Below are 12,657 nucleotides of genomic sequence, written 5' to 3'. Positions count from 1 at the left end.
CGATGAAAGAGGTGGGTATTTTGCAGCTTATGGAAAGAATCACAAAAGGAACTGTAAAGGTGGCAGTGATCGGCCTCGGTTATGTAGGGCTGCCCATGGCAGTGGAAATGGCAAAGGCCGGTTATGATGTATATGGCGTGGATTCCGATCCCGTCAAAGTAGCCAAGCTACTTCAAGGAAAGTCGTACATCATAGACATTGGCGATGATGCATTGAAAGGTCTGATCGGGCAGCAATTGCATCCAGTTACGGATATCAAGGTGCTGGAGCATGCGGATATCGTCGTGATTTGTGTGCCTACGCCGCTAACGGACGGACATCAACCAGATACGTCCTATATTGAGACAGCCATTGATCAGGCCATACCTCATTTGCGTAGACAAACGCTGTTGATTCTGGAAAGTACCACCTATCCGGGAACGACCGAAGAACTGATTCGGCCAGTGATAGAGCAGCGCAGGGGATGGACAGTGGGTCAGGATTTTTATGTGTGCTTTTCACCGGAACGTGTCGATCCGGGCAGCGTCCATTTTAACATTCGCAACACTCCTAAGGTGATCGGCGGTTGCACACCGGATTGTCTGGCAGCAGGAGCAGGTTTTTACGGGTCTTTTTTGGATCAGATTGTTCCGGTTAGCTCGACAACCGTAGCTGAAGCCGCCAAGCTGTTTGAGAATACGTTCCGCAGTGTCAACATTGGAATGGTCAATGAGCTGACAGCGGCGTGTGAGAAAATTGGCATCAATATATGGGAGGTATTGGATGCAGCGGCAACCAAGCCATTCGGCTACATGCCTTTCTATCCAGGACCAGGCATTGGGGGACACTGTATCCCGGTTGATCCGCTATATTTGTCGTGGAAATCGGAACAGCATGGTTTTCCGCTGGAATTCGTAGATCTGGCAGACCGCATGAATCGGCGTATGCCGCTGTATATCGCGGAGCGAATCGAATCCATGCTCGCTCAGGAAGGGAAAGCCATAAACAAGGCCAATATTATTCTGGCAGGTGTGGCCTACAAAAAGGACATTGATGATGTTCGCGAATCCCCGGCGCTTGTCTTGTTCGAGCATCTAACTAAAATGGGCGCTTCGGTTAGCTTCACCGACCCGTATGTATCGAGTTTTAAGCTGAACGGTGAAGAAATCCCATCGCGGACGGCAAATGCCCAGCTGTGGGAAAGTGCAGATATCGTAGTCATCACGACAGACCATTCTGTGGTGAACTATCAACAGTTGGTTGACCATGCTCCGCTGGTCTTCGACACACGTAATGCGACTGCACACTGCACAGGTGGACATGTCGTGATCTTGGGGCAACCTGGTGACGGAGGGGGCGCCGCTGTTGGCTAACCGTGATCAGGTAAACGAACGTTATTACGGGCAGATCAATTCGGAGGAATCTCATGAAGCCACTCGCAATCGAATTCACTGGATTTGCCGCCATGTACAGGGTCGTACCGTGCTGGATGTCGGGTGCAGTCAGGGCATCACGTCCATTTTGCTCGCGCGGGAAGGCTTTGAGGTAACGGCCATTGATTTGGAAGAGGGCAGCATTTCGTATGCAAAAAAAGAGCTTCGACAGGAATCTGCACCCGTCAGGGGACGAGTCCACTTTCAGTTAAAGGACATTTCACAATTTGAACGTCCTCCCGGCGGATTTGACACTATTATTTTAGGAGAGATTCTGGAACATTTTGCGCATCCCGACACTCTGCTGTCCCATGCTTACCGCTTGTTGAATAAAAAGGGGATGCTCGTCCTGTCTGTACCTTATGGATATCATCCGTTTCACGATCACAAACGGACTTACTATGCCGGAAGTCTCTCCCGTGTGCTGTACCCTTACTTTATAGAACAAACGCTGGAGGTGCATCATAAATATTTGTGCTTTGCAGGTCGCAAGAAGCCGAAAGAGCTGCGTGAGGCCAAGCCAGGGGCAGAGCAACTGAATGAGTGGGTGAAAATGGATGAGGAGCAGTTTCAACGGGTAGAGCAGCAGCATGTTCGCAAAATGAATCAGCGAAAGGCTGCACTCGACAAGGCGGTACAGCGAATCCGGCATATGGAGGAACAACTTTTGCCGTTGGAAAGGGTTACGCATGTCGAACAGATAGACAAGACGCAGGCTGAGAGGAGAGGTGCATATACTGATGGCAAGTCTACCGGAAAAACAACGGAAGAGTCAGCCAACGGTAAAGGGGATGACGTGAAGTGATGACTGAGCATCCAATGACCCTCAGCTTGTGCATGATCGTAAAAAATGAGGCGTTAACACTGTCCCGGTGTCTGGATTCGGTCGCAGACCTGATGAATGAAATCATCATTGTGGACACAGGATCAACGGATGAGACGAAGACGATAGCAGCCCGCTATACGGATCGGATATATACGTTTGAATGGAAGGACGATTTTGCCGCCGCTCGTAATGAATCGTTTGACAAGGCTACGTGTTCCTATATCATGTGGCTGGATGCGGATGATGTGCTGCTGGAACCCGATCGTGAACGTCTTCGTTCCTTAAAACAGCGTTTGTCCGAAAATATCGACGCGGTGGTGATGCCACTTCACTTGGCAGAGGGTGAGCGGGGTGAACCGTTGTTCAGCTCACGCCGTATTCGCCTTGTGAAGCGGGAGCGACAATACCGCTGGGAAGGGCGTCTGCATGAGGATCTGGTGATACCTCAGGGGCAAATCGTGCATGCGGATGTGGCAGTGACACATCGCCGAATGCAAGACCATACGCTCCGTAACCAGCGTATTCTCGCCCGGTGGATCAGCGAAAGCGGCAAGCTGGAAGGGCGTCTGCTGTATTTTCACGCCAATGAATGCTTTGACCGTAAGGAATATGCCGAGGCCGCAGAGGGCTTCGACCATCTGCTGGAGGAGCCGAGCGGCTACCAGGAGGATCGCATTACTGCTTGTGCGCGAGCGGCTGAATGCTATCTCCATCTCGGGAAGCCACAGCAACAGCTGGATCGTCTGTTACGCTCTTTTCGATACGGGGTACCGCAAGCAGACCTGTGCTGCATGATCGGGGACTGGTTTTTCACAAGAAATGAATGGAGTACTGCCGCATACTGGTATGAAAGAGCATTGGAGCAACAGCATCACCTTCCTGGTATGAGACCTGTCCCACTGCCATGCTACTCTTGGTTACCTCATGTACGACTCAGTCATTGCTACGCCCATGTAGGTAAGCTGGAAGCTTCATATGAGCACAACCAAGTCGCTTTACGTTATTTGCCAGATGACCCGCATTTGCTGGATAACGAACGCAAGCTCAGAGAGGCTATGCCCAAACTTTCACCCACAGCCCGGCCGTCAAAATAGCTCAAGCTGTTCCGGTCCTTGATCCGCTTCAGGTGGCTTGCGAGGTGGAAAAGGTCTAGGCTCCATGCCCAGCATGGTCATGAGTTGCTTGGCATTGGCAGCGGCGTCTCCACCTGAGTTGTTGTTGAATATAACGCATACCTCACGGCTTTGCTGCTCCAGTTCCAGCAATCTGTCTTTCCATTCGGTCAATTCTTGTTCATTGTACCGATACAGATAACGAACCTCCCGCCAATTAGGTGCCGAGCTTTGATTCCAGCCTGATATGTTCCGTCCGTGGAGACGTACGATGGTCAGGTTGCTGTCTGTAGCCAGCGGTACAATGGGAACTGACCCGGGGCCTGCCTGCGGCTCGTCGCATACGCTATGTATCCAGCCTTCTTCACGCATAAATGCCAGCGTTTGCTTCCGAAATTCTGGTGTGAACCAGCTTTGATGTCTGAATTCAAGTACGGATGGGACCTCTCCCATCCTATTTTTCGTGTCTCGCAATATGGCGACATTCTCACGTGTACAGTCGAACCAGGGTGGGTACTGAAACAGCACAGCTTTGAGCTTGCCCGCTTCGCGAAGAGGCAGTATGGATGCATGCAACGCTTCATACATCGCATCAATGGTTTTGAAGTAAGGCTGTTTGCCGCGAGTATGTCCAGTCATGCCTTGATAGGCCTTGACGAGAAATGAAAAGGAGTCTGGAGTTTCCGTCGCCCAGCGTGCCATACGATCCGTAGGCTGTACCGCATAAAAAGAACTATCCATCTCTACTACGGGAAAATGGCTTCCATAGACACTTAGTTTTTGGTTAGCTTTAGTGCCCGTTGGGTACAAGTCATCGTGATCGCCCCAACCCGTCAGTCCAATTTGAATCATACTTTGCCGCTCCTTTCCTGCATGAAACCTCTGTAAAGGCATTCCCATGATTCATTTTAATGATAAAATGGGATAAATCACATGAAGTGGGTATGAAGTTCCTATGATTATTTAAGCTCAAATACGGTTATTGTAACATGCTCTCATGTCAGGAAGCTTGGTGCTTTTGCAAAATGCTTATTCGTAATGTTTTTGAGTTTCCAGTTTGAAAAAGCTAATATAGTATGTAATAGAGCGAAATGAGTTCATGGAGGAGAAACGATATGGCAGAATGGTACGAGCAAAGCTTTGGGGAAGATTATTTATTGGTATACAAGCATCGCGACTTTCAGGGAGCCTATCAGGAAGTGCAAAAAATGATCTCCTGGCTCAAATTACCGCAAGGTTCCAGCGTATTGGATTTATGCTGCGGGATGGGACGTCATTCGCTTGCGCTCGCCGATGCAGGGTATAAGGTGACGGGTGTGGACCTGTCCAATGTATTGCTGAGAGAGGCGCATGCGGCGGATTCCGAAGGGCGGGTAAGCTGGCATCAAGGGGATATGAGAGCGGTGCCGCTGGATGAAAGCTTTGATGCGGTGGTCAATTTGTTTACCTCCTTTGGTTATTTTGAGAAGGATGAGGAGCAGCTTAAGGTATTAAAGGAAATTTATCGGCTGTTGAAACCGGGAGGTCGTTTTATTATAGATTATTTGAACCCTTCCTACGTAGCTGCACATTTGGTACCGCATTCGTCCCGGGAGGATGAGGGAAATTGGATTGAGGAGCATCGGGTCATTGAAGATGGATTTGTGAAAAAGCAAATTGCCATCCGGTCAGCCGCATCTGTGACGACCACAGAAGCAGCCTCTGAACTGGATGCCACTCGTGCTGACGCACAACCTGCGCGTGTGTACTATGAGCGAGTAAAGCTATATCCGTATGAAAAGTTCCGTGGATTGCTAGAACAAGCCGGGCTATCCGTAGAGCAGGTGCACGGAAGTTATGATGAAGATCAATATATAGAAGATGCTTCGCCCCGAATGATTTTTGTCGGTGTGCGGGCTTGAAACAGAAGGCCGGAGGGGAAGCCATGAAATTGCCAGAGCTTACGCCGTGTGAGCGAATAGATGGAGGCTTTCAGGTCAAAATATCCATGTCCTTTCCGCTGCGCTGGGTGAATAGCTATGTGCTCAAGGGACAGCACGGTTTTACAATTGTAGACCCAGGTCCGCGCAATCTGGATACAGAGGCGGAATGGGAATATGTGTTCCAACAGCTGGGAATGTCCTTTGAGGATATTTCAGACATTGTGGTGACTCATCATCACCCCGATCATTATGGACTGGCGGGGTGGATGCAGCAGCAAGGTCAGGCTCGCGTACATATGTCAGCTCGCAGCCATCAGGAAGCGAGGATGATGTGGGACGCTCCAGAATCGACGACCGCTATGGAGAAAAGGCTGCCCAGCTTTTTTGTCCAGCATGGCTTTCCTTTGGAACAGGTATCAGCCTTGGAATTACATATGCGGCAGGCTTATTTGCAAGTGAATCCGCAGCCTGAGATTACCTTCATTCCTACCGGAATAGACGCTCGTCTGGAATTAGACGGACGCAGCTGGATGCCCGTAGAGACTGGAGGGCATGCGCCTGGACATGTGTCCTTATATGAGCCGAATAGCGAAGTTATTCTGTGCGGTGACGCAGTGTTGCCGCAGATTTCCCCTAATATCAGCCTGCTGCCGGGCAGTGACGCCCAGCCGCTGAAGTCTTATATAGATGGCTTGCAGTGCCTAGGTGAGCTAGAGGTGGCATGGGCATATCCTGGGCATCGCAATCCGTTTGGATATTTTCGCGAACGGACGCAAGCATTGCTGGCGCATCATGAAGAACGGCTGGACAAATTCTTGCAGCTCGTCCAACCGGAAGGCAGCACAGCTTATGAGCTGTGCATTGCCGTGTTTGGCGACAAGCTGGGGATTCACCAGCTAAGGTTTGCCATGTCTGAGACGCTGGCCCACCTGGTGGAGCTGGTGCGCCGTGAACGAGCCTCTATGAGTGAGGAGAGTCCTATCACTCGCTTTTATCCTCTTTGCTATCAATAATGGCGTGGAGTTAACGAGCGAGTACAGTGATATGACAATGCAACATGACAGAACAACATGAACGGCATGCATGCCGGGGAAGAGGGTTTTATGAATTTGGTGCTGCTGGGAGCTACCGGACGTGTGGGCCGTTTTATATTAGAATATGCGTTAGCGGATGGTCATACCGTAACCGTCCTAGTTCGTTCACCGGACAAGTTGGAGAATTTCGCATCCCAATACGGGACACAGCTGCAAATTGTACAAGGTAATGCCACCAACGCGGAGGACGTAGCACAAGCGCTGAAAGGCGGGCCAACAGTTGTGATCAGTGCGCTGAATACAGATGGAACCACCACCTTATCCGTTAGTGCAGGTCTGCTGATCCGGCTGATGCAGGAGCAGTCCATTCACCGGCTCATAACAGTAGGAACGGCAGGGATTTTGCAAAGCCGGACCGAACCGAGCCTGTATCGGTACGAGTCCTCCGATACCCGGCGACGCAGCACCCGCGCGGCCGAGGAGCATCGGCGAGTGTACGAATTGCTGCGTGAATCGGCACTAGATTGGACAGTCGTATGTCCAACCTATTTGCCAGATGGCGGACGTACAGGTGTATATCGCGTGGAAAAAGATTTTCTGCCCGAAGACGGCTCACAAATTTCCACTGCGGATACAGCTGATTTTACCTATCGTCAATGGACAAATTGCGATTTTATCCGCACAAGGGTGGGCATTGCCTATTGATCGTGGAACGCAAAACATAGCTTCATTTTTAACATCCAAACCTGAGCGCAGTAAGTGTATCTACTTATGTTGTGCTCTTTTTTATTTGACAAACATTTAGGAATGGAATACTATGGTTCACGAAGGAAACAGTGTTTCCGAGATGAGCAAAGGAAGTGCATTGAACGATGTCTGAGTCATCGCAACCTTATAAAACCTATTCTGAGGTGAAGCTACAGCAACAACAATTGCTCCGTAAAAATGTGATTGATGCGGCATGCATCCTTCTTGCAGAAGAAGGGCCTGAGGCAGTGACTGTACGGCGAGTTGCACAGAAATTAAGCTGTTCCACCAAGATCATTTACAGTATTTTTGGCAGTAAGGACGGTCTTGCCAATGAAATGTATCTGGATGGATGCCTGCTATTGGCTGAAACCTTTGAACAAGTACCTGTTACGAAAAACGTACTCGCTGATCTGGAAGCTTTATGCTGGGCATATTGGAAATTTGCGCGGCTTCATTCAGCCTATTACAAAATGATGTTTGGCGGGGCATTATCTGATTTTAAGCCGGATGAACAGAGCTTGGAGGGTACCACAACGGCATTATCGCGAATCTTACAAACCGTCATACATGCTATGGAGCAGGGAGCACTGAAAGAACAGGACCCACTGCTGGTTGTCCGAATGCTGTGGTCAGCTTTACACGGGGTGATACATCTACAATTTGCAGGTCATTTTTTGACTGTGGACATGGCCCAAGAGGTGTATGCATTTACACTGAAGAATACGCTCGATGTATGTAAACCCTCTTCATCTCCAGCGTAAATATGAAGTGTACTGAGGTCGTCATCGTGATGGCTTCAGTTCATTATAGAGTAGTGGTAACAGTGTTTCTTAAATAAAACGACGATACTATGGAGGTCATCATCATGTTTAGGTATGCAAACAAAACAGCACTCATCACAGGGGCTTCATCCGGGATTGGTGAGGCATTTGCCTATTCGCTCGCGGCTAAGCAATGTAATCTCATTTTGGTAGCGCGCAATGAAAAAAAGCTAAAAGCACTGGCGAAAGAACTCTCCGCTAAATATAACGTAAAAGCTACGGTGATTGCGCTCGATCTATCCTCATCGGGAGCTCCCCAAACATTGCATCAGAAGGTTCAAAATCAACAACTCAAGGTAGATCTTCTGATTAACAACGCCGGTTTTGCCACCTACGGGTACTTTGAGCAGGTTTCAGGAGAAAGACAGCATGAGGAAGTGATGCTCAATGTGGCTGCTTTAGTCGATATCACACATGCATTTATGCCTGATTTGTTGCGTAACCGGGATGGGGGACTCATCAATGTTTCATCCACCGCTGCATTTCAGCCTGATCCCTATATGGCCGTATATGGAGCAACCAAAGCATTCGTACTTTCGTTTAGCGAGGCGCTGTGGGCCGAAAATCGAAAACGGGGACTCAAAGTGCTCGCCCTCTGTCCAGGTGCAACCGAAACCTCATTTTTTGATGTGGTAGGCTCCAGTGAAGCCTCTGTAGGTTCCAGAGAAACACCCCAGACTGTCGTCAATAATGCCTTGAGAGCATTTGAAAAAGGGCGCAGTCATATGATATCGGGTCGACAAAACTATTGGGTAGCCCAAGTATCCCGATTTTTCTCTCGTCAATCCACACTTAACATTGTGGAACGTACACTACGACCTCAAAATTGATTGCAATTTAAGAATCAAGATAGCCTATACTTTAATCAGGATTACCGCTCAATAAGCTGAGATTTCTTATATGCCGGGTCTGATTGCTTCTAATTCAATAGAATCAGCAGCCCCGGCGTTCCTAATTTACATAGATCAAGCGTTCAGATGCTATCCCAGATCTCGCGAATATAATAAAATCCCATCTCGCTTCTCCCAGCCGTTAGCTGACCAGAAGCGTTGACCTCCTATGTTATGCTCCATCACAAACAGATGGCATTTATCAATACCTTCTTTAAGCAAAGCAGATAACGCTTTATCCACCAGTCTGGGCGCAATCCCATGACCACGATGTTCTGTGGCTACACCCAGATGATACAGAAACCCTCTGCGACTATCATGGCCTGCTAAAATCGTGCCTATGATGTTTCCAGCGTACTCACAGACAAAGCTAAGTCCTTCATTCTGCTGCAAAAATCGTGCAATCCGCTCCGGTGAATCGGCCTCACTTAATCCCAATCCGTCTAAGCCATTCCACAGCTCAATGGCCTGATCGTAATCATCAGCCTGCATCGTACGGAATGTATATCCTGCAATTACGTCTGCCATGTCTAGTTCTCCTCTTACCCTGTATATATCTATTGTAATCCAACGCATTGTTTGCAACTGGCATGTCATTGTTACCGTGTTGTATTCGGTGCGCTTTCTTCTCCAAGCTCCTGCTCGCGCTCTGCCTGCTTGCGATGGGCGATACGACTGCTGGCCGAGGCTGCAATCGCACCCACAATGTCGTCCAGAAACGTATGAATCGGCCCAAGGCTTTTATCGTTCAGGCGTTCCAGCACACCCGGTTTGAGCTTATCGACATAACCGTAATTGGTAAATCCAATACTGCCGTACACATTGACGATGGAAAAGGCTAGAATTTCATCCACTCCGTATAATCCCTCATCATTCTCAATCATATCCTGCAATGGGGGAAGAAGAGCCCCCTGTTCCGCGAGAATATCTAGCTGGATGCCCGTAAGCACGGCATTTTGAACCTCGCGCTTCATTAACACCTTGTCCACATTGTCCATACATTCTTCCATCGTTAGGTTCGGGTAATATTTTTTCTGTAGAAGCATAACCAGTTCTGCGATTTCAGTCATACTTACACCACGCTTGTGCAGCCACTCACGGGTGGCATCGGCTACCTTTTTACTATTCAGGCTGTAAGGTACTTTTTTCTTGTCCATAAAGTTGAAGTTACCCTCCTCGTGTAGATCCTAATTTTCTACTGCAATTATGACCAGTGTGTCCAGTCTGCTAAAAAAGTAGTTATTTTTTACGCGGGGCTCGTATACATATTAGTACAATCTGTACAAAATTGTTAGGGAGGAACTTCATTTATGAACATAAAACACCCATGGCGTATGACCTCTGTAGCCGGGCTGCTATCCCTGCCCCTGTTGTTGTCCGGATGCAGCCTTTTCGGCAACGAAGCCGCGTCCATTGACCCTCCGCCGTCCACGACAGAGCAGTCCATGATTAAGGCTGTAACCGGAAAAGCACCTGCCACTACCGGGCAGTTGAGGGCTGTTTTTTTGCAAGATCATAACGGCTTGCTGGCCCCTGTATCTTTACCGATTGCTTCAGGCGATGTACAGGCAGATGCCAAGTCGGCGCTGGAAACACTGGTTGAGGGCGGGCCTTATGCCGGCTTATTACCAGAAGGATTTAAAGGTGTACTGCCTCAGGGTACAGAAGTGAAAAGTGTGACAGTGGACAAGGATAACAAGCTGGCTGTTGTCGAATTTAACAAATCTTTCGCCAACTATAAGCCACAGGAAGAACGCAAATTAATGGAAAGCTTGACTTGGACCTTGACCGACCGTCCCGATATTAAAAGCGTGCAGATTTGGGTGGATGGTAAAAAGCTGAACGAAATGCCTGTTGGCGGCACACCACTGGACCATCCGCTCACGCGCGCAGTAGGGATTAATTTGGAGGTCGGTCATGGTGTGACCCCTCTGGATTCCAGTCCAGTCACCGTATATTTCTCTTCATCTTCGCCTGCTGGAGTACAATATTATGTACCTGTAACACGACTGGTCAGTCCGGAAAAAGATCGTGTCCAGTCCGCTCTACATCAATTAATTCAAGGTCCACAGACCAAGGATGGATTGCAGGAAGTGATGACAGGGGAGACGGCGCTGAAATCGGTAGAACGCTCCAAAGATAACGTCATTACGGTATCACTCTCGGATGATATGTTTGCCAAAGGGGAGGCCGTACCTGCTGAATTTTTGGAATCGGTCGTACTGACAGCAGCGGACAATTCGGATGATGCGGTCAAAACGAAGATTCGCATTGAACTGAATGGTGAGAAAAGCGTGATTGGACAAAATAATCAAAATTATGGAGAGCCTGTAGCCAAGCCGCAGCACATTAACGAAATTCCTCTTTAAGGACAGGGAATCGTCATTGGGGTGCTTTTGCCTGCACACTTTGGTAAAATAAACATATAAGAACAGGTTGCATACGACGTAGGAGGAAAAAGCATGAGTAGATCTAACGGACGAAACGGTGATGAGCTGCGCCCGATGAAATTGACAGCAGGAGTAAATAAATACGCGGAGGGCTCTGTTTTTATAGAGGTTGGCGAGACGAAAGTCATCTGTACGGCTACAGTGGAAGAGCGCGTTCCTCCCTTTATGAAGGGCCAAGGAAAAGGCTGGGTGACCGCCGAATATTCTATGCTTCCGCGGGCGACACATAGCCGCAATCAGCGTGAAGCGGCGCGCGGCAAGCTGACAGGCCGTACTATGGAAATTCAGCGTCTGATCGGAAGAGCGTTGCGTTCGGTTGTCAATTTGCAGGCGCTTGGTGAACGGACGATTACGTTGGACTGTGACGTCATTCAGGCGGATGGCGGGACGCGTACAACCTCCATTACCGGTTCTTTCGTAGCGTTGGCGATTGCAGTAAATAAAATTGCCATCCAGCACAAGTTGCCTGTTTTCCCTATTACGGATTTTCTGGCTTCCGTCAGCGTAGGGGTTGTTGGTGACAAGGCGCTGCTGGATCTGAATTATGAAGAGGATTCCAAGGCCAAGGTGGACATGAATCTCGTCATGACTGGCAGTGGAAAATACGTCGAGCTGCAAGGTACGGGGGAAGAAAGCCCATTTGACCGTCATGAATTGGATCAGCTGCTTAGCTTGGGTGAACAAGGGATTTTGCAAATGATCGAGCGCCAAAAAGAAGTACTCGGACCGATTGCCGATAAGATCGGTGCTGGACGTACAGGAGCTGGGGCCTAATGCGACTGGATGGTCCGGTTGTCATTGTCGCTACGAAGAATAAAGGGAAAGTGCGGGAATTTGCACATGCTTTTGCGCCGTTTGGCAAGGAAGTCAGAAGTATGTACGATTATCCAGACATTCCTGATGTCGTTGAGGATGGCACAACTTTTGCCGAAAATGCGCTAAAAAAAGCCAAAGCGGTGGGAGATGTGCTCGGATTGCCTGTGCTGGCCGATGATTCCGGCCTGTGCGTGGATTTGCTGGACGGTGCGCCAGGCGTATATTCGGCCCGTTATGCGGGAGAAGGCGCCAGCGATCACGAAAACAATATCAAGCTGCTTGATGTTCTGGAATCAAAGCAGCTTGGTGATGATACCGGACAGCCTTTGCTAAGCCCGGCTCAATTCGTCTGTACCTTGATTCTGTATAATCCACAGACTGGGGAGACGTTGGAATCGACGGGCTCCGTGGAAGGCTGGATTACGACTGAAACCGCGGGCAGCGGTGGGTTTGGGTATGATCCGCTGTTCTATTTGCCAGAGTTTGAAAAGACAATGGCGGAGCTGACGTTGGAACAAAAGCAGGCTATCAGTCACCGAGGCATAGCCCTGCGTAATTTGGCAACAAAGCTGGGAAATCCACAGGCATAGTTTGGCAGCAGGTTGAATATATACCTGTCATATA

14 protein-coding genes are annotated in these 12,657 nt (G+C 49.1%); 11 read left to right on the top strand and 3 right to left on the bottom strand.

Going from position 1 to position 12,657, the window contains the following annotated elements; genetic code table 11:
- Nucleotides 1-2: 2 nt before the first annotated feature.
- Genes MKX36_RS19335 through MKX36_RS19325 form a run of 3 tightly spaced genes read left to right on the top strand, consistent with a single transcriptional unit; the run spans nucleotide 3 to nucleotide 3,332 of the window.
- Nucleotides 3-1,352, top strand: coding sequence for a nucleotide sugar dehydrogenase (locus MKX36_RS19335; protein ID WP_016818521.1), 1,350 nt, complete (start codon nucleotides 3-5; stop codon nucleotides 1,350-1,352).
- On the top strand, nucleotides 1,345-2,217 hold the full coding sequence (locus tag MKX36_RS19330) for a class I SAM-dependent methyltransferase (RefSeq protein WP_290405161.1): 873 nt from the start codon (nucleotides 1,345-1,347) through the stop codon (nucleotides 2,215-2,217). The genes MKX36_RS19335 and MKX36_RS19330 overlap by 8 nt, the downstream gene beginning before the upstream one ends.
- Complete coding sequence (locus tag MKX36_RS19325) at nucleotides 2,217-3,332, top strand: tetratricopeptide repeat-containing glycosyltransferase family 2 protein (protein ID WP_290405162.1); 1,116 nt, start codon at nucleotides 2,217-2,219, stop codon at nucleotides 3,330-3,332. Before MKX36_RS19330 ends, MKX36_RS19325 begins: the two co-directional genes overlap by 1 nt.
- Here the strand turns inward: MKX36_RS19325 and MKX36_RS19320 are convergent.
- Nucleotides 3,324-4,202, bottom strand: coding sequence for a DUF72 domain-containing protein (locus MKX36_RS19320; RefSeq protein ID WP_016818524.1), 879 nt, complete (start codon nucleotides 4,200-4,202; stop codon nucleotides 3,324-3,326). The genes MKX36_RS19325 and MKX36_RS19320 overlap by 9 nt on opposite strands.
- 263 nt (nucleotides 4,203-4,465) lie before the next feature.
- Between MKX36_RS19320 and MKX36_RS19315 the strand changes: the two genes are divergently transcribed.
- The 5 genes from MKX36_RS19315 to MKX36_RS19295 all read left to right on the top strand — a co-directional run bounded on the left by MKX36_RS19315 (nucleotide 4,466) and on the right by MKX36_RS19295 (nucleotide 8,707).
- Complete coding sequence (locus MKX36_RS19315; RefSeq protein WP_019688453.1) at nucleotides 4,466-5,251, top strand: class I SAM-dependent methyltransferase; 786 nt, start codon at nucleotides 4,466-4,468, stop codon at nucleotides 5,249-5,251.
- Nucleotides 5,252-5,274: 23 nt separating this feature from the next.
- Complete coding sequence (locus MKX36_RS19310; protein WP_340865349.1) at nucleotides 5,275-6,285, top strand: MBL fold metallo-hydrolase; 1,011 nt, start codon at nucleotides 5,275-5,277, stop codon at nucleotides 6,283-6,285.
- 90 nt (nucleotides 6,286-6,375) lie between these two features.
- Nucleotides 6,376-7,011 carry an NAD(P)-dependent oxidoreductase gene (locus MKX36_RS19305; RefSeq protein ID WP_340865348.1) on the top strand — a complete coding sequence of 212 codons (636 nt, stop codon included), beginning with the start codon at nucleotides 6,376-6,378 and terminating at the stop codon, nucleotides 7,009-7,011.
- Between the two features lie 167 nt (nucleotides 7,012-7,178).
- Nucleotides 7,179-7,817: a TetR/AcrR family transcriptional regulator gene (locus MKX36_RS19300; RefSeq protein ID WP_340865347.1), complete on the top strand. Its 639-nt coding sequence runs from the start codon at nucleotides 7,179-7,181 to the stop codon at nucleotides 7,815-7,817.
- Between the two features lie 104 nt (nucleotides 7,818-7,921).
- Nucleotides 7,922-8,707 (top strand): SDR family NAD(P)-dependent oxidoreductase, encoded by a 786-nt coding sequence (locus MKX36_RS19295; protein WP_340865346.1) that lies wholly within the window; start codon nucleotides 7,922-7,924, stop codon nucleotides 8,705-8,707.
- A 150-nt stretch (nucleotides 8,708-8,857) separates the two neighbouring features.
- Here MKX36_RS19295 and MKX36_RS19290 read toward each other — a convergent pair whose 3' ends face one another.
- A complete protein-coding gene (locus MKX36_RS19290; protein WP_045244856.1) occupies nucleotides 8,858-9,295 on the bottom strand; it encodes a GNAT family N-acetyltransferase in 438 nt (145 codons plus the stop codon).
- Nucleotides 9,296-9,366: 71 nt separating this feature from the next.
- Entirely contained in the window at nucleotides 9,367-9,924 is a 558-nt protein-coding gene (locus MKX36_RS19285) for a phosphatidylglycerophosphatase A family protein (RefSeq protein ID WP_016818531.1), read from the bottom strand.
- Between the two features lie 153 nt (nucleotides 9,925-10,077).
- Between MKX36_RS19285 and MKX36_RS19280 the strand changes: the two genes are divergently transcribed.
- From MKX36_RS19280 to MKX36_RS19270, 3 genes are all read left to right on the top strand, one after another.
- The gene (locus tag MKX36_RS19280) at nucleotides 10,078-11,136 is read left to right on the top strand and encodes a GerMN domain-containing protein (protein ID WP_016818532.1); all 1,059 of its coding nucleotides are present in this window, start codon (nucleotides 10,078-10,080) and stop codon (nucleotides 11,134-11,136) included.
- Between the two features lie 93 nt (nucleotides 11,137-11,229).
- Nucleotides 11,230-11,991, top strand: coding sequence for a ribonuclease PH (gene rph / locus MKX36_RS19275; RefSeq protein WP_016818533.1), 762 nt, complete (start codon nucleotides 11,230-11,232; stop codon nucleotides 11,989-11,991).
- Nucleotides 11,991-12,623 carry an XTP/dITP diphosphatase gene (locus tag MKX36_RS19270; protein WP_013372746.1) on the top strand — a complete coding sequence of 211 codons (633 nt, stop codon included), beginning with the start codon at nucleotides 11,991-11,993 and terminating at the stop codon, nucleotides 12,621-12,623. The genes rph and MKX36_RS19270 overlap by 1 nt, the downstream gene beginning before the upstream one ends.
- Nucleotides 12,624-12,657: the final 34 nt, after the last annotated feature.

The sequence above is a fragment of the Paenibacillus sp. FSL W8-0439 genome (assembly GCF_038008995.1).
Lineage (GTDB): Bacteria > Bacillota > Bacilli > Paenibacillales > Paenibacillaceae > Paenibacillus > Paenibacillus polymyxa.
This window is presented reverse-complemented; position numbering and strand designations above follow the sequence as displayed.

What these genes read in the sequence shown, in the direction of transcription:
- MKX36_RS19310 (WP_340865349.1), top strand. Translation starts at nt 5,275, where the DNA reads ATGAAATTGCCAGAGCTTACGCCGTGTGAGCGAATAGATGGAGGCTTT.
- MKX36_RS19270 (WP_013372746.1), top strand. Translation starts at nt 11,991, where the DNA reads ATGCGACTGGATGGTCCGGTTGTCATTGTCGCTACGAAGAATAAAGGG.
- MKX36_RS19315 (WP_019688453.1), top strand. Translation starts at nt 4,466, where the DNA reads ATGGCAGAATGGTACGAGCAAAGCTTTGGGGAAGATTATTTATTGGTA.
- MKX36_RS19335 (WP_016818521.1), top strand. Translation starts at nt 3, where the DNA reads ATGAAAGAGGTGGGTATTTTGCAGCTTATGGAAAGAATCACAAAAGGA.
- MKX36_RS19300 (WP_340865347.1), top strand. Translation starts at nt 7,179, where the DNA reads ATGTCTGAGTCATCGCAACCTTATAAAACCTATTCTGAGGTGAAGCTA.
- MKX36_RS19320 (WP_016818524.1), bottom strand. Translation starts at nt 4,202, where the DNA reads ATGATTCAAATTGGACTGACGGGTTGGGGCGATCACGATGACTTGTAC.
- MKX36_RS19285 (WP_016818531.1), bottom strand. Translation starts at nt 9,924, where the DNA reads ATGGACAAGAAAAAAGTACCTTACAGCCTGAATAGTAAAAAGGTAGCC.
- MKX36_RS19295 (WP_340865346.1), top strand. Translation starts at nt 7,922, where the DNA reads ATGTTTAGGTATGCAAACAAAACAGCACTCATCACAGGGGCTTCATCC.
- MKX36_RS19305 (WP_340865348.1), top strand. Translation starts at nt 6,376, where the DNA reads ATGAATTTGGTGCTGCTGGGAGCTACCGGACGTGTGGGCCGTTTTATA.
- rph (WP_016818533.1), top strand. Translation starts at nt 11,230, where the DNA reads ATGAGTAGATCTAACGGACGAAACGGTGATGAGCTGCGCCCGATGAAA.
- MKX36_RS19280 (WP_016818532.1), top strand. Translation starts at nt 10,078, where the DNA reads ATGAACATAAAACACCCATGGCGTATGACCTCTGTAGCCGGGCTGCTA.
- MKX36_RS19290 (WP_045244856.1), bottom strand. Translation starts at nt 9,295, where the DNA reads ATGGCAGACGTAATTGCAGGATATACATTCCGTACGATGCAGGCTGAT.
- MKX36_RS19325 (WP_290405162.1), top strand. Translation starts at nt 2,217, where the DNA reads ATGACTGAGCATCCAATGACCCTCAGCTTGTGCATGATCGTAAAAAAT.